Here is a 23769-nt window from a genome sequence, read left to right on the forward strand (position 1 = left end):
CCTCAAATTAACTTTTGAATTTTATAAATTTTTATATTGATTTTGGAAACCAGACTTTCATTTTGTTTACACCTCGATTTGACCAAAGATAATAGGGAATTAACGTAAACTTTCCTTCTGTATTTTCCCCATTTATTGAAACAATATTTTGATCTAAAACTTTTTTTACATTTGAATTCAAAATTGTTTTTTCATCAATTATTATTTTAGAAATAATTTTGTTATCCACTTCTTCCGCACAATAAACAATTGGTCCATATTCAATTGCAACTTTATTGCTGTCATCTTTTACATTTTCATTTGCAATAACTTTTTTAATTTCCATTGGCAGAAGAACTTCAACAATTTCATTTTTCCCAAATATTTTTGTAACTGTTAAATATCCATTTTTAATTTTTACATTTTCTTCATTTCCGTTAACAAATAATTTTATTTCATTACCTGATGAATTACCATAAGAATACAAATCGCCCGGAACCGGTTTATTTATTGCCCATCCCGGAATTCTAACTTTTAATGATAATTCTTTTTGATTTTCAGATTCGATGTTTAAACTAATTTTTCCATCCCAAGGATAATTTGTTGTTTGCTGAATTTTTACTTTCTCATCATTTATCAAAATTTCTGCAGAATTTTCTATGAATAAATTTATATACAAACTGTCTTTGTTTAATGCATAAATTAAACCTGGAATTGAAGGAATAAATCTGATAATATTTGTAGGGCAACATGAGCAATCAAACCAAGCTGATCTTGTACAAGAGCCCATATTAAATTTGTATTCGCCGTCAGATTCAGTAGGATTTGGATAAAAGAAATTTTTACCGTCTAACGAAATTCCAGCAATCATTCCGTTATATAAAGTTCGTTCAAGAATATCATAATATATAGAATTTCCGGTGAGCAAAAATAATCTGTGATTCCAATAAATATTTCCAATCGCCGCGCAAGTTTCATTGTAAGCTGTTAAGTTAGGAAGTTCATAATTTTCTCCAAATGCTTCTGCACCATGTTTTGAGCCCATTCCACCCGTGATATACATTTTTTTATTTGTTGCATTTTTCCAAATTTTATTAACAGCATTCAAATAATTTTGATCTTTATAAATTGCAGCAATATCAGTCATTCCGGCATACATGTAAAGTGCTCTTACAGAATGCCCAACTGCTTCTTCTTGCTGTAAAACCGGAATATGATCTTGACTATATTCTCCATATAATTTGTGAGTTGTAGAATCTCCTCTTGATTCAAGATAAAGTTTAGCCAACTCAAGATATTTTTTGTTTTGCGTGATGTGATATAATTTTATAAGTCCGGTCTCAACAATTTGGTGTCCGGGCGGAGTTCTTAATTTATTTGGTCCAAAATTTTCTACTAATAAATTCGCATTTTTAATTGCAATATCTAAAAAGTTCGATTTCCCAGTTGCCCAATAATGTGCTGCAGCAGCTTCAAACATATGTCCGCTATTGTATAGCTCATGACTGGCATCTTCAGAACCCCAACGTTCTTTAGATGGTTTTACCCAAGTAGCGGGTGGATTATCTCTATCAATTGTAAACCATGTTGTTAAATATCCGTCTGGTTCTTGTCCAATACCAATAATTTTTATCAAAGAATCAATATATTTTTCAAGAATCTCATTTGGTTGAGTAACTAAAGAATAGGATGCGCCTTCAATAATTTTATAAATATCCGTATCATCAAATGGCATTTTACCTTTTGTTTTACCTTCTTTCTTTCCGCCAGCAATAAGGAAATTATCAACTCTGCCTTCCTCTTCACATTTTTGAAATGCATAATCAATTGTTGTATTTTGCACAATTTTTATTTTTGGAAGCCAGAAATTATCATTTAGTTTAACATTTCTAATATCCACATTGCTGATCGGATAATCCGAAAAATCCATTTTTTTCTCTTGCGCAAAATTAATTGTAAAAACGGTAAAAACTATTAGAAAAATTTTTTTCATAGATTCATCATTATAATTATTTAATAATTATGAAATAATATTGGAAATAATTTTACTTAAGTACAATTAATTTTTTTATTGAAGAAAAATTTCCAGCAGTTAATTGATAAAAATAAACTCCGCTAGAAATATTTTGCGCATTAAATGAAATATTATATCTTCCTGGTGATTTTACTTCATTTACAAGTGTTTGTATTTCACGACCGAGAATATCAAATATTTTCAGTGATACTTTAGTTGTATAAGCTATATTATAATTTATTGATGTAATTGGGTTAAACGGATTTGGATAATTTTGTTCTAATTCAAATCTATCCGGAATTATTGATAAATCTTCTTCAACACCAACTGGATTGTCTTTTATATATTGCACTAACCAATCTAATGCCGGTCTCGCTTCACCATCTGTATGAACAAGATAGCATGTTGTTTGCCACATTTGTCCTTCGAGATAACCCCAAAGTGTAATTCCTTTTACCCCCGGATGCTGCCAAAGAACCGGAAAATATTTTTTATATAATTCTAATTGTTTTGCATCATTCGGAGTTCCGGTATCGCCGATATTTCCTAAATCTAATTCGGAAATATAAATCGGTAATCCAGTTGCCGTAAGTCTATCAAGATTATATTTTAATGTTGAAGTACTTGTGTTTTCTAATTCAAAACGATGTCCTTGTACACCAATTCCATCAATTAATCCACGATCATTTAATATTTTAATAATTTGTAAATATGAAGTTGTTGCACTATTGTCATTTATAATTCCATAATCATTTAAAATAAGTTCTGAATTTGGTAAATATTTTCTTGCTAATTCAAAAGACTTAATTACCCAATCCCAACCAGTAACTCCGTTTCCGCCTAAAGCTTTTTTATAATTTGCTCTTCCATTAATTCCATCAGGAGGGTTATGATTTACTAAAGGTTCATTAACAACATCAATCATATCAATATCCGGATATCTTTCACCTACTTTTCTAATCCATGTTTCAATATATTTTATTTGTTGCGCAGAATCTAAAGTAGATATCCATGAAGGTTGTTGCTGCCCCCAAATTAATGTGTGATTTTTAAAAATTAAATTATTGTCTTTCGCACAATTATATGCTCTATCTAAGCCATTCCAATTCCATCTTAAAGTGTCAATAGAATTTGCAACAGAGCCCCATTTACCCGCATTTCCGGGTGTTAATTGATTCCAATAATTTTGAAAAATATTATCTTGAATATCGCCGTAAGCATTACCTAAAAACTTTGGCATTCCTTCTGCGTATGGTGGACCTTGATAAAATTTACTTGAATCCGGTCCTTCCATTGTTTCAGAGCCGGGCAGTGTATTTTCCAAATCATTGACAGTATAAAATAAATTTGCTTTTCCGAAAGCAAATTTGTCAAAATCTAAACCGTCTTCACGACTTCCAATTTGAAAAGTATTTGTTAAAGAATCTAAACTGACGTAAAAATATTCTTGTGTTGAATCAACTGGGAAAAAGTTTTTTGTAACATTAATCCATTTCCAAACTTCTGATCCGGCAATACCAAAATCATTAACATAATCTTCTACCGCAGAAAATCCGGCGCTTCCTAATCCATTCACAAAAACCCAATCATTTGCAGAGGTATCATTTTTATCACCAAAACCTTTGCCAGCAAAAAAACTATCGTCATTAAAAGTTCCGGAGCCAACTCTAACTTTTGCAAATAAATTATATTTTCCGGAATCTTCTACTGTAACTTGATATGAAATTACACTATTGGAATCTTCAGGGAAACTTAATCCAATATAATTTTTTGAAGTTTTTACAAACGTAATATCACCATCTTGCTCTGTTAAAAAATTACTTCCAACAATACCGGATTCGGCTTCAACGATTATTGGAGTTTTTCCAAAATCTTCCGCAATAATTTTAAGATTATCTATATAAATTACGTTACCAACATTGCCGGCATAATTAAGATGAATTGGCGCTCTGATTATTGTTTGATTATCACTAACGGAAAAAGTCAATTTAAATTCTTTCCATTCTGTTGTAAGATTTGCCGGTCTTAATGCTGCATATTCAGAATATGAATAATTTCCAACAGTAAAATTCACTTGAGCGCCAGGTTTTTCTGCTTTGGCCCATATTGAATAATAATAAGTTTTTTCATTTTCTGAGGGAATACTATCAGCAACAATTTGTATATCCCATTGATTTGTGGCAATTGCTCCGATTGAAATTTTTAGTGCTTTGTTACCGTTTTGATAAGTATCGTCAATAATTTCAAAAACCGGTGCTGGTGAAATACTTTCTGCAACTTGAATTAGCCAGCCTTTAACTTCATTTCCGGTAACAACTCCAGTATCAGAAACTTCAAAATTTCCATTAGTTACTAATTGAGAATAAATGTTTTCGTTAAATACTACAATTGTTAAAAATAAAACAATCTTAAATATTTTGATTTTTAGATTATTCAATTTATACTCCAATTTATTACACATGTTTATTTACTTTTCTGAAATTTTATTTTATTATTTCAATAACCGAAAAATAATTAAACAAAATCACTTAAACTAAAACATTATTAAACCGTTTCAAATTTTCAATAAATTTTAAGTTAGATTATAATCCGAATAATTTTATCTGCAAAATCAAATTTGAAGAATATTACCTTTACTTCAAATTAAAGAAATGTAATTTTCTTTAATAATGAAATTAGAATCTCAAATTCTTTCTACTTTATAATTATTATAAAAACTACTTTACAGAAAATTTATATATAGTTATTTGATTATATACTTCTCCGGGATTTAACGTTACTGACGGGAAATTTGCTTTATTTGGTGAATCCGGAAATTTTTGAGTTTCAAGACATAAGCCTGTCCTAAAATTATATTTTTCTCCATTCTTTCCGATTGAAGTTCCGTTTAAAAAATTGCCGGAATAAAATTGCAATCCTGGTTGATCTGTCAATATTTCCATTAACCGTCCAGACGTTGAATCATACAAACTTGCAACATTTTTAAGACTTCCATCATAATTATTTAACACCCAATTATGATCATAACCTTTTCCGAAAATTAATTGCTCGTATTCAGCATTAATATTTTTACCAATTTTTGTAGGTACTTTAAAATCCATTGGTGTATTTTCTACTTTAACTAATTCACCAGTTGTAATTAATCCTTTATCAACTGGTGTAAAAAAATCCGCATCCATCATTAACTCATGATCCAAAATCGTATTTTGAAAATTTCCACTTAAATTAAAATAAGAATGATGTGTTGGATTCATAATTGTCGTTTTATCAGTCGTTGCAGAATATTCAATCTTTAATTCGTTAGATTCTGTAAGTGTATACATAATTGAAATGTTTGCAGTACCGGGATAACCTTCTTCACCATCCGGACTAACATAAGTTAATTTTACTGATTCTCCTTCACTGCTCTGTAAAGTCTCACCTATCCAAAGAACTTTATTAAAACCAATCTTTCCGCCATGCAGATGATTTTCACCATCATTTATACTTAGCTGAAAATCATCTTCATTTAAATTAAATTTTCCTTTACCAATCCTATTTCCATAACGACCAACAATTGCACCGAAATAAGAAGTACCATTTATATAATCTTCAAGTTTATCGTAACCTAAAACTACGTCTTCAATTTTACCATTTTTATCCGGAACTTTTAATGAAGTTACGGTTGCTCCAAATTCAATTATTTTTACTTCTGCACCATTTTTATTTTTTAATGTAAACATATTAACTTCTCTTCCGTCAGATAATTTTCCAAAAAGTGAATTACTTTTTTCAGTAACTTGTTTTTCTTTTTCGTTACATGAAACTAAGATTGTAAGTAAAAGTAAAACCGATAAAAATTTTATCATATAAACCTCACTAATATTAAATTATTATTTTTAAAAGATAAGTTCTCTCAACTCTTTGTAAAAGCCTAATTTAGTAATTCTATAACCAATTTACGCAAAATACAAATTTTTGATTTACATTTATTTTAATTGTGACAAAATAATTCTCTATTTGCAATTCATAATTTGAATTACTCAAAACTTGTTTAAGATTTAGATTACAATTTTTGAAAAGTTCTAAAGTTTTTTCAGTTATATTTTTAGAAAAGTAATTGATAAAACTAATTGGGCTTTAAAAAATTATTTTTAATCAATAATACTTGCAAGAATTTTGTTTGTCCTTGCCGCTGAAATTCCGGTACTTACGCAAACACCTTTTCCTAAAATATCTTCAACTACTTTATTAATTAGATTTTGCTGGACATGATGAGGGTACTTAATTTCGAAGAATTCAATTTTTCCATTTTTATATTGTTCAATCGGTTTAGGATTAAAAAAAGAAAAAACTATTTTCCCCTCGGTACCAATAATTTCTGTTTGATCAATTCGTTCAGTTTGGGGCATTGTAAAACACCAAGTTCCACTCCCGATAATATTTGATTCAAATAAATAAGATGCCGAAACAATATCTTCAACATCATATAAATTTTGTTGATTTGTAAATACACCTTTTGCAGTTTTTATCGGACCGAAAAAATAATCTAATAAATCAAATTGATGTGAAGCTAGATCATAAAAATATCCTCCTCCGGCGATTTCCTTTTTTACACGCCAGCTCAATTTATTTCTATCAAAGTCCGAATCATTTGTCGGCAACAATAATTTTATATCAACAAATTTTATTTTTCCAATTTTATTTTCATCAATTAGATTTTTTATTTTATTAAAATATTCCAATTCTCTTCTGTAATAGGCAACAAATAGTTTTACATTGTTTTGTTTAGCAGCTTCAATCATTTTAATACATTCTTCGTATGTTGTTGCCATTGGTTTTTCTACATAAATATTTTTTTTGGCATTTGCTGCTCTTATTGCATATTCTGCATGTGAGGAAGGCGGTGTAGCAATATAAACTGCGTTAATTTCCTGATTATTAAAAATATCCTCAGAGTCATTTGTATAATTTGGTATTAAATGTCGCTCGGCATAGTCTTTTGCTTTTTCTAAATTTCTTCGCATAACAATTACTATTTCCGAGTTATCAACTTTATTAAATGCAGGACCACTTTTAATTTCAGTTACATCTCCAACACCAATAATTCCCCATTTAATTTTTTTCATATTGTTCCTTTATTTCAATAATTTTTGCCCAAATAGTATCATCAACTTCAACGCCAAATTTTAAATTTATTTCTTTTGATGCAATTATTCTTTCGCCCGGATATGAAATTTTATCTTCGTCGGATTTTTCCGCAGTTAAATAATAATCTAAGATTTCATTAACTTTCATTTCTATTATTTCTTTTGACGCCAATTTATTTGGATCGATCGCAATAAAAATTTGTGACATTCCAGAATCGACATCTGTTTTGCTCAAATTAAATGTTGAATTTCCTCCCGATAAAATTGTTGCAATCATATCTAAAAGAAGTGATAAACCAGATCCTTTCCACAAACCAATGGGCAAGGTTCTTTGAGTTTTGTAAATCTGTGCGGCATCTTTACTTAAATTTCCATTTTCATCATAACCGCCAAAATATGGAAGTTCTTTATTTTCCCTTTTGTAATTTGCTAATTTCCCGTAAGAAAATTGCGAAAGAGCAATATCTAAAACAATATTTCCTTCTTTTCTTGGAACACCGAAAACTATTGGATTATTACCGGTTCTTGCTTCTTTTGCACCCCAAGGCGGCATAATGGGAATTGTGTTTGTCCAGCAAATAAAAATAAATCCCTTTTCAGCAGCTTCCCAAGCATAATAACCCGGGCGCATCCAATGATTTGAGTTTTTCAAAGCAACACAACCAATTCCGAATTCATTAGCTAATTCAATTGCTCTATTCGACATTTTTAAAGCATTTAAAGGACCAGCTCCAAATTTTGCATCCCATTGCTCTAATGAGTTAAATGAATTTTTTTTTTGAGGAATTGCTTTTGGATTTATATGTTTGGATTTTACTAATTCAATGAATTCCGCAAATCTATTTACTCCATGAGATAAAACACCGACTAATGTATTTTCGGTAAATATTTGTGAAAGGATTTCAGCATCAGATTTTTCAAATCCGATTTTTTGCAATATTGAATTGAAGGTTGAAAATAAGTAGTCTTTTACAATTTTCGGCATAAAAAAAATTATTAAATCTTATTCTTATAAATTTCCAAAACAATCTCTGTTGCATTTCTTGCTGCTTCACCTGTAATTAAAGGGTCTCTATCATCATCAATTGCCTCAATAAAATCTTTTATTAATAATTCATGATGTGTTGTATCTTTAACTTGAGCAACAGATACATTCTTTGATAAACTTAAATTCTGTTTAGAGGGATTTTCTAAACCTTCTATTTGCCATTGTGTTATTATATCATTTTCAGTTATTAAATAACCTTTATCTGTATAGATTTCGATTTTCACTGGAAACCCGGGTTTCGTTGCCGTAGAAGCTGTAATTGTAGAAATTAGTCCATTTTCATGTGTAAAAATTACTGCTCCATGATCTTCAACTTCAATATCATGAATAAAAGTATTTAAAGAACTAACTATTTTATTTGGCTTGCCAAAAAACCAATAATATAAATCGATATAATGAACTGCTTGTTGAATAAAAGGTCCGCCGCCATCAATTGAATAAGTCCCACGATAATCTCCGGAATTATAATATGCATCATCTCTATAATTTTTTACTGATAAGTCGACCGAGAAAATTCTTCCCAATTTATTTTGGTCAATTAATTTTTTTAAAATAAGATTGTCCGGACTAAATCTTCTTTGATATGAAACTCCAAGTTTAACATAATTTTCTCTACATGCTAATATCATTTGATCAATTGCATCCAAAGTAATATCAATAGGTTTTTCACATAACACATGTTTACCTAATTTTGCAGCTTCAATTACATTTATGTGATGATAATGATTTGGAGTACAAACTATTACTGCATCAAAATGTTCGTTAATATCTTTAATAGATTTATAAGATGGTAAATGATGAAAATCAGAAGGTGAATTTTGGTTTCTTGAAATTACTCCAATTATTTCTGCATTCTGAATTTTATTTATTGCGGCGGCGTATGTGTTAGAAATATTTCCGCTTCCGTAAATTATAAATTTAATTTTATTTTCCATCAATTTTTATCTTCCCATCCAGCCGCCATCAACTGTTACCACACTTCCATTTAAATAATTTGATGCATCTGAACTTAGGAAAACTACTGTTCCCATTAAATCTTCCGGTGTTCCCCATCTACCTTGCGGAATTCTATCCAAAATTGCTTTATTTCTTACTGCATCTTCTCTTAATGCTTTAGTATTTTCAGTAGCAATATAACCCGGAGCAATTGCATTTCCATATTTTACAATAGCTCGAAGAACATTTTCATAAGTGGGATAAATAATCAATCCTTCCTTCAAATCGAATTCAATGTTAGAATAACGATTTATTAAATTTGAAAAAGTATCTTCTAATTTTTCCCAATTTAAATCATTTGATTTTTTCTCAAGCTCATCAATTGAAATAGAATCTGCTGCATTTATAACAAATTCACCGGGATCAAATGTAAACATTGTAAATCCGGCATTGATCATCAAATCAATATCTTCATTAGTTTTTAAATGATCTGCATCAGCACCAAATCCACTTTTATATCCTTCTTGAAAAACTGCCCAGATTGCGGCATCCATAACTTCATCTGGAATTCTTTGAGTTCTTGTTAATTCACGAATTGATTGCTGAGCAATAATTGGTTTAAAATCACTTCCTTCTAAAGCTCGAATGTGAGCCGGATTTGCTAAGCCAATTCTATCGCCAAATCCAAATGAATTTGATAATCCCAGCAAAATTGGTTTTGTAAAAGAAAATATTTTTTGAAGCTGAATTGCATTATTATGATTTAACGGACATTGTTTTAGTAAAATATTTATATCAGACAATTCATAATTATGACCTTCAAAATTCTCCATCAATTCTGAATTATTTTTGAAACCTAAAAAAAGATATTTCTCGTTACTTTTCTTCGCAATAAAAAACGTTACTTCTCCTAAATGATTTACAGATTTGGGATAGATAAATATTTCTTCGCCAATTAAATTTTCTAACTTCAATAAATCATTATTACCATTTTTTGCAGCTTCTTTTAACTCAATAATTTTATCCAATATCATTTTCATACCTTTATAATTTATATGCTTTTTTAACCAAATTATAAGTTAATTCTTTAATTAATATTTGTGCATCACCAATGCTGATAATATGTTTGGCAACCAATCCGGCTAAGAAATTTGAATCAACTCTACGAGCAACATCATGTCGTGCTGGAATAGAAACAAACGCACGAGTATCATCATTAAATCCTACCGTATTATAAAAACCGGCTGTTTCCGTAATATTTTGGCGGTAACGAGTCATGCCTTCAATACTATCATGAAACCACCATGCTGGGCCTAATTTCATTGCGGGATAATGTCCGGCAAGCGGCGCTAATTCTCTTGCATAATTTGTTTCATCAAGCGTAAAAACAATTACCGTAAAATTTTGATTATTACCGTAAGTGTTCAACAATTCTTGTAAATTATTTGTGTACTCTGTCTGCTTCGGAATATCGCAGCCTTTATCAGCGCCATATTTATCAAAAATTAATTTATTATGATTTCGATTTGAACCCGCATGAATCTGCATTGTTAAACCATCTTCACAACTCATACGTGCCATTTCCATCAACATATTTGCAGTAAATAAATTAGCGTCTTTTTCGTTCACATTATTTTGTAATGCACGCGAAAATATTTCATCGGCTTCATTTTGGCTTAACTTATGTGTATTTGGTGAAACAACTCCATGATCAGTAGATGTAGCATCATTTTTCTTGAAATATTCTCTTCTCATTTCAAGAGCAGAAATGAAATTTTTATAATTATTTATTTCGAGTGATGTTAATTTTTCAAGTTCAGCAATTTCATTTTTCCAATTTGGATTTAAAAGATTTGTAAGTCCATCCGGTCTAAAACACGGAACAATTTTTCCTTCCCAACCGGATTCTTTAATTTTCTTATGATTTTCCAATTGATCAGTTGCAGCATCAGTAGTAGATAAAACTTCTATTTTAAACTGCTTAAATAAATTTCTTGGTAAAAATTCCGGAGTTTGTAATTTTTCATTAATATCATCATAAATTTTCTGAGCATTTCTTCCGTTTAATTTTTCTTTGATTCCAAACACTTTGTTAAATTCATAATCTAACCAAACGCCGGAGGGCGTTCCCGCAAATAAAAAATAATTTTCAGCAAAAATCTGCCATACTTTTCTTGGATCCTTTCCTAATCTGCTTCCATCTTTTTGAGGAATATCCAATTCTTCTAAAGAAATTCCTTGCGAATATAACATTCTAAAACATAATGATCTGGAGTTATAAATAATTCGGTTGGATTTGGAAAAGGTTTATTTTCAACAAATATTTTTGGTTCAACATGTCCGTGCGGACTTACAATTGGTAAATCTTTTACTTCAAAATATAATTCACGAGCAATATTTCTAATTGCCGGATTCGCATCAAAAATCTGTCTTCATTCAAAATAAATTCACTCATTTAAATTCTCTATTTTATTTCAACTTTTAATGGATTATTCAATTTTGTTAATTCATCATTTATATATTTTTCGAATTCTATTTTATTTTTAATTCCGTTCTTCTCAAGCTCCCATGCGGCTGCAATGGCATATTCAACTTCATTTCTAGGTTGATAAATTATAAATAATTCTTTTATAAAATTACTTTTTTCCGTTTTCATCTTATCTCAATTTATTGAAACCAATTTATCATTTCGTTTAATATTGTGAGATTTGTAACTATGATTTTTATTTCTTCATTGAGATAATGGTCAGTATTTTGTGCTTAAACTTTTATTCATAAAAAATAATACAAAATCATTATATTATTCTATTAATCAATTGTGAACCGTTTTTAATCGTATGTTTAGCTTTTTATACGAAAACTTTATAAAATAAATTTCTTGATGTATTTTTTATAATTTAATCATTACTTAAAGGGAAATAATTTCCAAAATTTGAACCAATAATGCTTAAAACTTTTTATTATAATTTCTTCTATTCTTCAAATGGGACCATTTTAAATGAATATTCATATCCTTTTTTACTTGGGAAAATTAGATATTCATTATGCGGCATAGCTCCCCAACTATCATCACTTCCCAAACCCATCATTTTATGATCAATATGTAATTGAATCAAATCATTTTTAACAATATCTTTTGTATGTCTTAAGTCTTTGTCTTTATCAAGGCCTGCATCAAAATCACTTATATAATTATGTAGTGCATTAAATTCAAATAATTTTTCTGATTCAAACTTTAAACCAATTCCAACTGAATTAACTAATTTAAGACATGAAACATCTGTCCGATGTCCATTTTCTTGAGGTCGGATATATGGAACATACATATCACTTATTTTCGATTTAAATAAGCCAAAATGTGCTGAATATTTTCTATCTGTATAATTTTCAATTGGACCTCTTCCAAAATATTCTATGTTTTCAAATTCTGAAGGAAGTGTTGCTTTCATTCCAATTCTCGGAATTACATCTTTCGATGTATCGCTGCTAAAAAATTTATTATAAATATTAACTTCACCATCTGCATAAAAAGTATAATCAACATTCCATTTAGAATTTACAATTTCAAAATTATAAACCATTGATACTATAATTGTACCATCACCATTTTCTGTAAGTTTATGAGATTTTATTTTCAAATCATTCTCAGAAGCAACTTTCCAAGGTTGGCATTTTACTGCCATTTTCCAACCGTAGTCATTATCTGTTGGTGCACGCCAAAATGTTGGTCTAAAACCCTCACCATTTTTAATAAATTCTTTTCCCTTAAAATTATATGAAGTAATTACACCTTTCTTAAGATCAATTGTTGATTTATAATTTTCACCGGAAATTAATATTTTATCATCATTTACAGTTACAGAAATTTCACTATTATTTTTTGATGTATTAAGAATAGATTTGGTTTTTATTGGAATTTGAAATTGTTCTCTTGCAACTTCATAATCATTTGAAAGAATTGAACTTTCACCTTTAATAATTTTTACAGAAAGATTTAAGAAATAATTTTTACCAATTCTTTTTTCTAAATCTTCAACATTAATTTTAAATCTTTTTTTGGTTTGAGGTGCTATGCTAATATTTTCTTCAGTTCCTTCTTTAATAATTTTTCCGTCAACTTCAATTGACCAATCAAGATAATAATTTTTAAGTGTTTTAAAGAAATAATCATTTGAAATTTCAAATTCTCCGTTTAACAAATCAATTAGCTGAAATGAAATATCTTGGTAAACTTTTTTCACTTCATAACTGTGAGGCTTTAGAGATCTATCCGGATAAACAACCCCGTTAATTAAAAAATTTCCATCCGAAGGAACATCTTTTGGACCGTAATCTCCGCCAAATGTCCAATATCTTTTATCGCCAACTTTTTTCAAAATTCCTTGATCAACCCAATCCCAAATAAATCCTCCTTGTAGATTTGGATATTTTTTAATCAGATCCCAATAATCTTTTAAATTTCCCAAACTGTTTCCCATTGCATGAGCATACTCACATTGAATCAGCGGACGATCGTGATAATTTTTTGCATAATTTTCCATATCCCAAATTCTATCATACATTGGAACATAAATATCGGTGTTCCACTCCATATTTGCTCTTTCATATTGAACAAGTCTAGTTTCATCGCGCTGCTTAATCCAATTATATGTGTTATAAAAATTATATCCGTTTCCGGCTTCATTTCCTAAAGACCAAATAATCACGCTTGGATGATTTTTATCGCGCTCAACAGCATTTTTGGTTCTGTACAAATGTGCTTCTAACCAATCTGGATTATTGCCAAGTGTTTGACCTTTTTGAAGATTATATCCCATTCCGTGAGATTCGATATTAGCTTCAGCAACTAAGTACAGCCCATATTTATCGCATAGATCATACCATAAATCCGGCTGTGGATAATGACTTGTTCTTACTGCGTTGACGTTTAACTCTTTCATTCTCTTAATATCCAACATCATAGTTCCTTCATCAACAACTTGACCGGATAACTGATTAAACTCATGAAGATTTACACCTTTTATTAGAATGGGTTTTCCATTTACAAGTAATTGTCCGCTCTTGATTTCAACATTTCTGAATCCAATTTTGGAAGGAATAATTTCTTCAACTTTTCCGCTTGATGATTTTAAATAAATAAGCAGTGTATAAAGAATTGGAATTTCGGCAGACCATGATTTTACATTTGTGATTTCATTTTGAAAATTAATAATCTGAATACTATTTTTATCAATATTTAATGATTTATTTTCCGAAAATATTTTTATTCCGGATTCATCAATCAATTCATAACTGATTTGCTTTTGCACATTTTTATTTAGATGATTTTTTATTTCAATATCAATATTAATTTTTACATCTTGGAAATTATTTATCAACGATGATTTCACAAAAAAATCTCTAACTCTAACTTTTGGCTGCGAATAAATAAAAACATCTCTTGTAATTCCACTTAATCTCCAAAAATCTTGGCATTCCAAATAACTTCCATCAGTCCACTTAATTACTTCAACAGCTAAATTATTATTTCCAGTTTTAACAAAGTTTGTGATGTTAAATTCAGCTGGAGTTTTACCATCTTTTGTAAAACCAACTTTCTTTCCGTTTATCCAAATGTAACCGGCAGATTTAATTGATCCAAAGTGAATGAAAATTTCGCGGTCATTCCATTCATTCGGCACTTCAAATTCTCTTTTATAATATCCGAAATAATTATTTTCCATATCAACAAACGGCGGAACTTGAGAATTATCAAAAGCCCATTCGTATCTTAAATTTGTATAAATCGGAATTCCATACCCTTGAATTTCCATGTTGGATGGTACTGGAATTTTTTCCCATTTTAAATTGTCAAAAGTTTTTTCACCAAAATTTTCAATTCTATTATTTATTCCTTGGCGAAAGATAAAATCCCATATTCCATTTAGTGAAATCTGCCATTCTGAATTTTCTCTTCGATTTGTTTTCGATCGATCAGTATTGGTGAAAGTCATAAATGTGGAATGTGGTTCTTCTTTATTTATACTTTGAATATTTGGATTTTCTAGTTCCAGATGTGGTAATCGATTATATTTTTTTTGTGTTTGCGAAAAGTTAATATTTAAAAATATTATAGCAGCTAATAGAACACAAAGTAACTTCATTTAACTCTCCAGAGATTATTTTATCCAAAGAATGTTGCATAAAAAAATAAAAAATTCCATCTAATGGATTAAATTTTTAACATAAAAATTAGGCAGAACATTTTCTTAAAAATGTTTAATATTTAAGTAGCAGCTTGTATTCTAAACAAATATCTATTTTATAAACTCAATTATTTTATTTCACTTATTTCAAATATTAGTATAAAAATGATTGTTATTTCAACTCTTCATCAAATACTACAGCAACTTTGCCGCATTTTCCCGAAGCCATTACTGCATATGCTTCTTCAACTTTATCAAGAGGAAATCTATGAGTGATCAAATCTTCCGGGTGAATTCCCCATCTTACAATTCTTTCAACAAGTTCTTCCATTCTCCAAATATTTGTAACCCAAGAACCATAAATTGTTTTTTGATCATGTATAATATCCGGTGATGGATTGAATGTGCATGACCCGCCTTCTCCAACAAATACAATTTTTCCCCATTTTCGTGCAGCTTGAATACTTAATAATCTTGCTTTATCATTTGCAGAACATTCTATTGATTTTTCAACTCCATATCCGCCGGTTATTTTTTTTATTTCTTCAACATTATTATTTCCAGCTTTTAAAACATGATTAAACAAACCGGTATTTTTTGCAATTTCTAGTCTTTCATCAATAACTTCAACACCAATAATATTTTTTGAACCAAGTGCCTTGCATAACATTGCTGCAGCTAATCCAACCGGACCTAAACCAGTAACTAAAACTGCATCATTTCCGGAAATTCCAATTTTTTCAATTGCTTCATATACTGTTCCAAATCCGCATGCAACTTGAGCTCCATCTGAATATGATAATTCATCCGGCAGTAATACCAAATCTTTTTCTTCTGCTAGTAAATATTCTGCCATTCCGCCATCGCGCTGCCAGCCGTATGCCCTTCGATATTCGCTTGTGCAAGAAATCATATAACCCCTTCTGCAATCATTGCACACGCCACACCCCGAAATATGATAAACAATAACTCTATCATTTTCTTTAAATCTTCTGCAGCCGGGACCTACTTCAATAATTTGACCGCAAGGTTCGTGTCCGGCAATCATTCCGTTTTGATATCCTTCCGGACCTTTTCCCAAATGTTCATGATAAATACATCGAATATCAGAACCACAAATTGTTGATGATTTAACTTTTATTAAAACTTCTCCATGACTGGGTTTAGGAATATCAAATTCAATTAACATTGTTGAGCTATTGCCCGGTAAAACTGCTCCTTTCATTTTCATTTACAGATTTCCTTAAATATTTTTAGTTAAGTGGGAATGTTTCCATTTATGTCCCAAAGATCTTCCCAAGATTGATTATCTTTCCAAAGAAATACTTGACCTTTTATTAATCTGCAATTCTTATCAATCTTAGAAATTTCTTCGATATCTTCATTAGTCAGCTGTGTATTTATAATTGCATTTAGATTTGCCATATAATGATTGACAGAAAATGGTATTGGAATTTGTCCGCGTTTTACTGCCCACATTAAACTTACGTCGGAAGGACTTACATTTAATCTTTTAGAAATTTTTTGAATCACTGGATCCTCTAAATCAACTGTATCATCATTTGTTCTATCACGTTCGGGTCTTCCAGGGGAACCAAGCGGGCTATATCCAATAGGTTGTATATCATTTTCAATGCAAAAATTAAAAAGTTCCGGTTGTTGAAAATGAGGATGCAATTCCATTTCATTACATGATGGTTTAATTTTGCAATCTTTTAGTACTAACTTCAATTTGGGGATAGTCATGTTCGAAGTACCAATATTTTTTACTAATCCCATCTCAACTAAACTTTCCATTTGCTTCCATGTATTCATATAATTCTCATGAATATATGGTTTTGCATTAGCGCTTCTTGCTGTTACATCACATTTAGGTGGATGGTAATTTGGAAATGGCCAATGAACTAAATATAAATCAAGATATTGTAATTGAAGATCACTCAATGATTGTTTGCATGATTCAATCACACAATCATGTTTATCATTCCAAACTTTTGATGTTACCCATATTTCTTCACGCTTTACAATTCCTTCGTTAAAACATTCAGTTAATTTTTCACCAATTTCTTTTTCGTTTCCATAAACTGATGCACAATCAATATGCCTATATCCGCCAATGATAGCATTTTTAACTGTGTCAGAAATAGTTTTAGCACTTACGGAATCTGAGCCGAATGTCCCTAATCCTATTGAAGGAATTAAACTTCCGGTATATAATTTTTTTTGGGGAATTAAATTTGGATTAATCATTTTGTTTAAATACAATTTAGTTGATAGTTAATTTAAATAACTTAGAACCGTGTAAATTTATTTCACAATTTATTGAATCTGATATTATACCTATTTCTTTATTAATCATAAATCACTTAATGAATATTTCATACATGGTAAATTTAATTCACTAAAATTAACTGAAATATTTTTATTTTCATCTGTAATATTGAAAATTCACAAATAAATATCTTCAACTTTTTTTGAATTGGCATGCCAGTAGTTATTCCAACGCGGTTGTAAACTTCATCTTCATTTTTACTTCCAAAGTTTTTAAAACTTATAGTTTATAAAATTCTTCCCAACCTTTTCTTGGAGGTTCGCCAGTTAAAAGTTCATTCGCATATTTGTTATTTGTGATTTGTTTTGTCTCTCTGTTAAATTCTAATTTAGAACTTAATCTTTGAGCAATTACGCCTAAGCAGAATACTTGTGAGAGTGGTCCAGCTATTTCGAACGATGAACGAGTTTTTTCTTCACCTTTAACTGCAAGAATAAAATTTTCAAAATGATTTGAAGGGCTTTCTGGAATAACTGGTAATTTCGCTTCTATATCTTTAGAATTTTCATTTGGTACTAAAGATAAAGTTGTACTATGTGATCTTCCTTGAAAAATTAAATCTTTACTATAAATTATTTTTCCCGGTGGAATTTTTGTTTTAACAACTTCATTATTACTTGGCGGAGGAATATTTAGATCTTGTTCCGGCATTATATATCCTTTAGGTAATGGTGGGATATTATCTAGTCCATCATACCAAGTAATATCAACTTCTGGCATATTTTTTCGTTCGGGAAATTTAAATTCCAGTGTTGATGAGAATGGAAAGAAAAATGAATTATGTCCTTCCAGTAAAGTTGGATTAATTTCTTTTGGCAATCCGAGATCTAAAAATTCATGAACAGTATCTAAAATATGAGCACCCCAATCACCTAACGCACCCATCCCAAAATCAAACCAGCAGCGCCATTGCCCGTGATGATAATCTTTATTGTATTCATGAAATTGTGCAGTATTAAGCCAAACATCCCAATCCATATTTTCCGGTAATTGTTCTTTTGGCGGCATACTTGTAATTCTTGGATCAAAACTATGCCATCGCCTAGAATTATTCATATGTGCAGAAATAGCTGTAACATCTTTAATTATCCCGGCATCTTTCCAAGCTTTGAATTGAAAATAATTTGTTCCCGAATGACCTTGATTTCCCATTTGAGTTACGACATTATATTTTTTTGCAGCAGCCATCATCAGTTCAACTTCATTAAAAGTTCGTGCCATTGGTTTTTCAACATAAACTGGAATACCTAATGATAACGCAAGCATTGTAATTGGGAAATGTGAAAAATCCGGAGTGCCGATACTAACTGCATCAATTTTATCTGTCATTTGATCAAACATTTTTCTAAAATCTTTGAAGCGAGCAGCATTTGGAAATTTATTCATATTTTCTAATGTATGCTCAGCACCCAAATCTACATCGCACAAAGCAACAATATCAACCAATCCGGTATTATAAAAATCATTAAGGATTTCACCACCTCTGTGTCCAATCCCGATACAAGCTAATCTGACTTTTTCATTTGATGAAATTGAAATACTTTTGTATCCACGAGAATTCTCATCCCAAATTATTTTATTTCCAAATATTTTATCATACGGAAGTAATGTTGCCCCGCCGATTGCAAATAAACTTTTCTTAATAAAATCTCTTCTTGGATAATTATTCAAATTTTTATTTTTTGAAATGTTTTCCATTTTGTTCCTCAAATTTGCTATTCAAGAATCTTTAAAAAATAAAATTTTACTAATTTTTATTTCGTAAAATCTTTTATCCAACTAATGCATAAATCTTTCCACTGTTCTAATCTGCCTTTCCCTATTGCTAATCCGAAGCCATGTCCGCCTTTTTCAAAAATGTGCATTTCACTTTTAATATTATTTTTCTTCAAATTATTAAAAAACATTATGCTGTTTTCTACTGGAACTCCGCTATCATCAGCTGCGTGGATTAAAAATGTTGGAGGTGTTTTTTCAGAAATATGCAATTCATTTGAATAATAAATTATCAAATTACTATCCGCATTTTCACCAATAAGATTGGTTCTTGAACCGGAGTGTAAATTTGGCGCTTTAAAGGTAATTACCGGATACATTAAAATCATAAAATCCGGTCTGCAATTTATTGAGTCAATTTTATCCGATGTAAAAAAATTATCTTCAAAATGAGTTCCCAACGTTGAAGCCAAATGCCCGCCAGCAGAAAATCCCATTATGCCAATTTTGTTTTGATCAATTCCCCATTTTTCCGAATTAAATCTTGTTAGCCGAACTGCTCTTTGCGCATCCAAAAAAGGAGAAAGTCTTTTTTCAATATTATTAGGAGATTGTGGCAATCTATATTTTACAACAATTCCGGCAATACCAAATGAATTAAGCCATTTTGCAACATCTGTTCCTTCATAATCATAGGCTAAAATTCTATATCCTCCACCGGGAAAAATTACAACAGCTTCACCAGTTGCATATTTTTTCTCTGGTAAATAAACTTCAATTATTGGTTTATCGACATTTGTAATTCTTAAAATGTCAGTAATTTCTTTTTCTTCTTCAACTTTAATTTCATTTTGATTGGGAACATTTTTTCCCCAAAGAGGTAATTTGTAATTTTGCGCAAGGTTTATAACTGAACTTAAAATAAAAATTAGAAAAAATAAATTTTTAACTTTCATTTATTACCTCAAGATTATTTTTACTTTTCTATGTGAAATACTTCTTCTAAATTTTTAGATACTGGACTTTCATCATTGTTTACTTCCATAAATGGAGCCATAAAATGCCACCAATTTTTACAAACTTCAGTATCAGCAACGGCTTGCCATTTTTTTAAATCTTTAATTTCAGCATAACCAAAAAGGAAGTTCGTTTCATTATCAAAAAATATTGAATAGGTTTGAACTCCTTGTGTGAATAAAAGTTCTTCTAATTCTTTCCAAATAGGATTATGCCTTTTTTTATATTCTTCAAGATTTCCCTAATGTAATTTCATTTTGAAAGCAATTCGCATTTTTACTTTCCTAAAAAATTCTTTAATAATTTAGTTAAGAGAAAATTTTTCATTTAAATCATGAATTTGTTTATCATTAATTTTTATACATGTACCTAAATCATGTGATGTAATAAGTGAGTTAGCACTAAACTCGGCAACTTCCAATCTATCAAATGCTTCAAGAATATTTTTGCCTGTTGTTAAAAGTCCATCATTTTGTAATAGAAGCGTATGCGATCGCATTGATAAAGTTTTTGCAATTTTTTCGGGATCAATAAACTGCGTACCAAATTCAATTTTGGGAATATCTCTCAGCACAACATAACTTTCTGGAATTGTTCTTGTTTCAAAATATTCTTTTGAAATTGCATAAGCTGTTACACTTGGCGATTGTGCTGTAATTATTGAATTAATATTCGGATTGTGTTTGTAAATTTCATGATGGAGCAAAACAGATCTACTTGGATTTTTTCCCTTTTCCCGCATTCCATTTTTTATCATAACAATATCTTCAATATCAATACTTCTTCTGCCCAATCCTGTTGGCGTTATAAGAAAATCATTATTTTCATATCTTATTGATGCAACTCCTTCTGTACTAATCATTAAGTTTCTATCACAAGCTCTATGAACAATTTCGATAATTTGACTTCTTATTTCTCTTTCAAAACTTGTATGTTCAACAATTTCAAATTCCGGAAGTTCATATTTTCTGTGATCAAAAAAAGCTATTTGATTTTCGGTTAATGTTGTAAACTCCCCAATTCTTTTGGCCTGAATTATTGTTCTTGCGCAAAATTCTAAAGTCTCTAATTTATGAAAAGCATTTAAAATATCTTTTCCACCGGTTGCAACTCCGTGATTTTCCAGCAAAACAACATCAAATCCTTTTTTAAAAGTTGCCGCAATATTTTCGCCTAATTCTTCACTTCCCGGTAAAGCATATGGTGCATATCCAACATTTCCGCAAACACGTTTTGCTTGAGGGATTATATTTGTATCCGGTAAAAATCTAACAATGCTGAATGAAACTAACGCCGGTGGATGTGCATGAACAATTGCTTTAATATCTGGTCGTGCTTTGTAAATAGCAATATGAAAAGGTAATTCCGAAGAAGGTTTGTGAGGTCCAATAAATTCTCCATTTTCTTTAACGCACATTATGTCATTAGTTGATAATTTACCTTTATCTATTCCGGCAGGTGTAATCCAAATATCACCATTCAAATCCTTAACGGATAAATTCCCACCTGAAAGTGTAGTCATTTTGTTGTTGTAAATTCGATTTATAATTCTGACTAATTGTTCTTTGGGATGTAAAAGATAAAATTTCAAATTTAATTTTCCTTTCATTATTATTTTTTTATTGATTTAAAACTTTGTATGAATTTTTATTCATAAATAATAATTGTAACTTAACAAAAATTTTTTTTCTTTTAGAAAATAATAAGCTGTGTTAGCTTCTAAAAAAATTACTTTTCTTAAAAGTATTTAGGATATTTTTTTCTTAGAAAATGAAAAATATTTTGCAAAATTAATTTAAGCGAATATTTAAATAAATATTCAAACCATTATTTTTTTTGTAAAAGTTTTCTGAATTGTATTAAACTTAAACCGTTTTCTTTTCTAAAATACCTTGCAATATGTTCTATGCCGGTAAAATCAAACATTGATGTAATTTCAGAAATTGATAAATTTGTTTCAAGAAGCATACGTTTCATCATTTCTGTTCTTACTCTTCTAATTTCTTGACTAATTGTTCTGTGTAATGTTTTCTTAAAGCGGTTTTCTAAACTTCTTCTGCCAAGACATGTTTGATGCACTACATCTTTAATTTGAATTTTATTTTTTGCATTATTTCTAATAAAGCGAACAGCTTCAACAACATCTTTATCTTCAACGGCAAGCAATTCCGTTGATTGCCTTTGCACAACATGAGTTCCCAGAACAATAATATCATCATAATTTTTTTGTTTCCCATTCATCATTTGATCTAATTGCTCAGCTGCAGCATAACCAGCTTGTTCAGTGTTTAAACATACACTTGACAATGGCGGATCTGACAAATCACAAATTAAAGCATCATTATCAACACCAACAACTGCTATATCTTCTGGTACTTTAATATTAAGTGATTTACAAATTTCTAAGACTTGCTGCCCCCTATCATCATTGCATGCCATTATCCCAATTGGTTTGGGAAGACTGAGAATCCATTTTCTCATTTGACTTTGTTCGCTCTGCCAAGAACTTTGTTTAGTACTTATTGATTTGTTATATAAATAAATATTAAAACCTGATTCTTCAATAATTTTCTTAAAGTAATTTTTTCTATCGTTTGACCATTCTATATCATCAAATCCGCAATAAGCAAAATTCTTCAATCCGGTATTCATTAAATGTTCTGCTGCTAAACTTGAAATAGACGCGGAATTTGTGCAAATAGCTGGCATATTAACCGGTCTTTTTGAATCATGCAAGGCAAGAATTGTAGGAAGATTCATATCCATTAATTCTTTTTTTATAAGTGAATTTCTCATTATTAAACCATCAGCTTTCCACTTTGATAAATGCGGTACGGATGATTTTAATCCTCGCGGTTCCCAATAAAATGACCAAGGACCGTTTATTCTTGAATATCTTCCAATTCCAAAAAGTAAATCTCTACCAAATGCTCTTGATGATTCTAATAACAAAATAACTTTTTTAAGTTCTGGCAATTTTACCTCAATATGAAATTAAATTTAAAATACTAAATTTCTACTAACTTATTAATTTATTGAAATACAATAATCTTAATCAAATAATATTTTCACAACGATTTTTTATTAATAAGAATACTGAATAAAAAGTTATAATTTTTTTAAAAAATTAATAATCTTATAATAAAAAAATAATAACAATTCATGACACACTTTTTAATACATCTAATTTTATTTTTCCTACGAATAATTAATTTATCAATCTTGAATAAGAATTTATTGATTACATTATATTAGTTTTGTAAGAATATTGTGAGAGATTTCAATAACTCATTGATTTATATAGAATTTGGTGGAGGTGGCGGGAACTGATCTGTTTATAAATTTTTCTATACATAAATAAAATATCTTCGTTTTTTAACTATTTTTCAGCTTTTTTAAAATTTCTTTCTATC

At 29.8% G+C, this 23769-nt stretch carries 15 protein-coding genes and 2 pseudogenes; all 17 read right to left on the reverse strand.

The annotated features are described in order from the left end of the window. Nucleotides 1-31: 31 nt before the first annotated feature. The 17 genes and pseudogenes from IPM32_18095 to IPM32_18175 all read right to left on the reverse strand — a co-directional run bounded on the left by IPM32_18095 (nt 32) and on the right by IPM32_18175 (nt 23332). On the reverse strand, nt 32-1972 hold the full coding sequence (locus IPM32_18095; protein ID MBK8947157.1) for a glycoside hydrolase family 127 protein: 1941 nt from the start codon (nt 1970-1972) through the stop codon (nt 32-34). Between the two features lie 52 nt (nt 1973-2024). Beyond that, complete coding sequence (locus IPM32_18100; protein MBK8947158.1) at nt 2025-4454, reverse strand: endo-1,4-beta-xylanase; 2430 nt, start codon at nt 4452-4454, stop codon at nt 2025-2027. Nucleotides 4455-4710: 256 nt separating this feature from the next. Next, the gene (locus tag IPM32_18105; protein MBK8947159.1) at nt 4711-5841 is read right to left on the reverse strand and encodes a galactose mutarotase; all 1131 of its coding nucleotides are present in this window, start codon (nt 5839-5841) and stop codon (nt 4711-4713) included. 285 nt (nt 5842-6126) lie between these two features. Then, complete coding sequence (locus IPM32_18110) at nt 6127-7101, reverse strand: Gfo/Idh/MocA family oxidoreductase (GenBank protein ID MBK8947160.1); 975 nt, start codon at nt 7099-7101, stop codon at nt 6127-6129. Continuing rightward, nucleotides 7088-8107, reverse strand: a complete 1020-nt coding sequence (gene yiaK, locus IPM32_18115) for a 3-dehydro-L-gulonate 2-dehydrogenase (GenBank protein ID MBK8947161.1) — start codon at nt 8105-8107, stop codon at nt 7088-7090. Before yiaK ends, IPM32_18110 begins: the two co-directional genes overlap by 14 nt. A gap of 11 nt (nt 8108-8118) precedes the next feature. Continuing rightward, nucleotides 8119-9105, reverse strand: coding sequence for a Gfo/Idh/MocA family oxidoreductase (locus tag IPM32_18120; protein MBK8947162.1), 987 nt, complete (start codon nt 9103-9105; stop codon nt 8119-8121). A 6-nt stretch (nt 9106-9111) separates the two neighbouring features. Beyond that, nucleotides 9112-9660 (reverse strand): SDR family oxidoreductase, encoded by a 549-nt coding sequence (locus IPM32_18125; protein ID MBK8947163.1) that lies wholly within the window; start codon nt 9658-9660, stop codon nt 9112-9114. Between the two features lie 490 nt (nt 9661-10150). Next, a pseudogene (gene uxaC, locus IPM32_18130) lies at nt 10151-11532 on the reverse strand (glucuronate isomerase). Between the two features lie 38 nt (nt 11533-11570). Continuing rightward, the gene (locus IPM32_18135) at nt 11571-11762 is read right to left on the reverse strand and encodes a DUF4861 family protein (protein MBK8947164.1); all 192 of its coding nucleotides are present in this window, start codon (nt 11760-11762) and stop codon (nt 11571-11573) included. Nucleotides 11763-12078: 316 nt separating this feature from the next. Next, nucleotides 12079-15249: a DUF4981 domain-containing protein gene (locus IPM32_18140; GenBank protein MBK8947165.1), complete on the reverse strand. Its 3171-nt coding sequence runs from the start codon at nt 15247-15249 to the stop codon at nt 12079-12081. A 214-nt stretch (nt 15250-15463) separates the two neighbouring features. Continuing rightward, nucleotides 15464-16516 carry a zinc-binding dehydrogenase gene (locus IPM32_18145; protein MBK8947166.1) on the reverse strand — a complete coding sequence of 351 codons (1053 nt, stop codon included), beginning with the start codon at nt 16514-16516 and terminating at the stop codon, nt 15464-15466. A 32-nt stretch (nt 16517-16548) separates the two neighbouring features. After that, nucleotides 16549-17541, reverse strand: a complete 993-nt coding sequence (locus IPM32_18150; GenBank protein MBK8947167.1) for an aldo/keto reductase — start codon at nt 17539-17541, stop codon at nt 16549-16551. Nucleotides 17542-17842: 301 nt separating this feature from the next. Beyond that, nucleotides 17843-19321, reverse strand: coding sequence for a Gfo/Idh/MocA family oxidoreductase (locus tag IPM32_18155; protein ID MBK8947168.1), 1479 nt, complete (start codon nt 19319-19321; stop codon nt 17843-17845). 56 nt (nt 19322-19377) lie between these two features. Further along, nucleotides 19378-20295 carry an alpha/beta hydrolase gene (locus IPM32_18160; GenBank protein ID MBK8947169.1) on the reverse strand — a complete coding sequence of 306 codons (918 nt, stop codon included), beginning with the start codon at nt 20293-20295 and terminating at the stop codon, nt 19378-19380. A 20-nt stretch (nt 20296-20315) separates the two neighbouring features. After that, nucleotides 20316-20630: pseudogene (gene rhaM, locus IPM32_18165) on the reverse strand (L-rhamnose mutarotase). A 30-nt stretch (nt 20631-20660) separates the two neighbouring features. Next, nucleotides 20661-21965 carry a class II aldolase/adducin family protein gene (locus IPM32_18170; GenBank protein MBK8947170.1) on the reverse strand — a complete coding sequence of 435 codons (1305 nt, stop codon included), beginning with the start codon at nt 21963-21965 and terminating at the stop codon, nt 20661-20663. A gap of 218 nt (nt 21966-22183) precedes the next feature. Beyond that, a complete protein-coding gene (locus IPM32_18175; protein ID MBK8947171.1) occupies nt 22184-23332 on the reverse strand; it encodes a DNA-binding transcriptional regulator in 1149 nt (382 codons plus the stop codon). Nucleotides 23333-23769 lie beyond the last annotated feature (437 nt).

The sequence above is a fragment of the Ignavibacteriota bacterium genome (genome assembly GCA_016716225.1).
Classification (GTDB): domain Bacteria; phylum Bacteroidota; class Ignavibacteria; order Ignavibacteriales; family Melioribacteraceae.

What these genes read in the sequence shown, in the direction of transcription:
- IPM32_18145 (MBK8947166.1), bottom strand. Translation starts at nt 16,516, where the DNA reads ATGAAAGGAGCAGTTTTACCGGGCAATAGCTCAACAATGTTAATTGAA.
- IPM32_18105 (MBK8947159.1), bottom strand. Translation starts at nt 5,841, where the DNA reads ATGATAAAATTTTTATCGGTTTTACTTTTACTTACAATCTTAGTTTCA.
- IPM32_18120 (MBK8947162.1), bottom strand. Translation starts at nt 9,105, where the DNA reads ATGGAAAATAAAATTAAATTTATAATTTACGGAAGCGGAAATATTTCT.
- IPM32_18110 (MBK8947160.1), bottom strand. Translation starts at nt 7,101, where the DNA reads ATGAAAAAAATTAAATGGGGAATTATTGGTGTTGGAGATGTAACTGAA.
- IPM32_18135 (MBK8947164.1), bottom strand. Translation starts at nt 11,762, where the DNA reads ATGAAAACGGAAAAAAGTAATTTTATAAAAGAATTATTTATAATTTAT.
- IPM32_18095 (MBK8947157.1), bottom strand. Translation starts at nt 1,972, where the DNA reads ATGAAAAAAATTTTTCTAATAGTTTTTACCGTTTTTACAATTAATTTT.
- IPM32_18170 (MBK8947170.1), bottom strand. Translation starts at nt 21,965, where the DNA reads ATGAAAGGAAAATTAAATTTGAAATTTTATCTTTTACATCCCAAAGAA.
- IPM32_18125 (MBK8947163.1), bottom strand. Translation starts at nt 9,660, where the DNA reads ATGGATGCCGCAATCTGGGCAGTTTTTCAAGAAGGATATAAAAGTGGA.
- IPM32_18150 (MBK8947167.1), bottom strand. Translation starts at nt 17,541, where the DNA reads ATGATTAATCCAAATTTAATTCCCCAAAAAAAATTATATACCGGAAGT.
- yiaK (MBK8947161.1), bottom strand. Translation starts at nt 8,107, where the DNA reads ATGCCGAAAATTGTAAAAGACTACTTATTTTCAACCTTCAATTCAATA.
- IPM32_18140 (MBK8947165.1), bottom strand. Translation starts at nt 15,249, where the DNA reads ATGAAGTTACTTTGTGTTCTATTAGCTGCTATAATATTTTTAAATATT.
- IPM32_18155 (MBK8947168.1), bottom strand. Translation starts at nt 19,321, where the DNA reads ATGGAAAACATTTCAAAAAATAAAAATTTGAATAATTATCCAAGAAGA.
- IPM32_18100 (MBK8947158.1), bottom strand. Translation starts at nt 4,454, where the DNA reads ATGTGTAATAAATTGGAGTATAAATTGAATAATCTAAAAATCAAAATA.
- IPM32_18160 (MBK8947169.1), bottom strand. Translation starts at nt 20,295, where the DNA reads ATGAAAGTTAAAAATTTATTTTTTCTAATTTTTATTTTAAGTTCAGTT.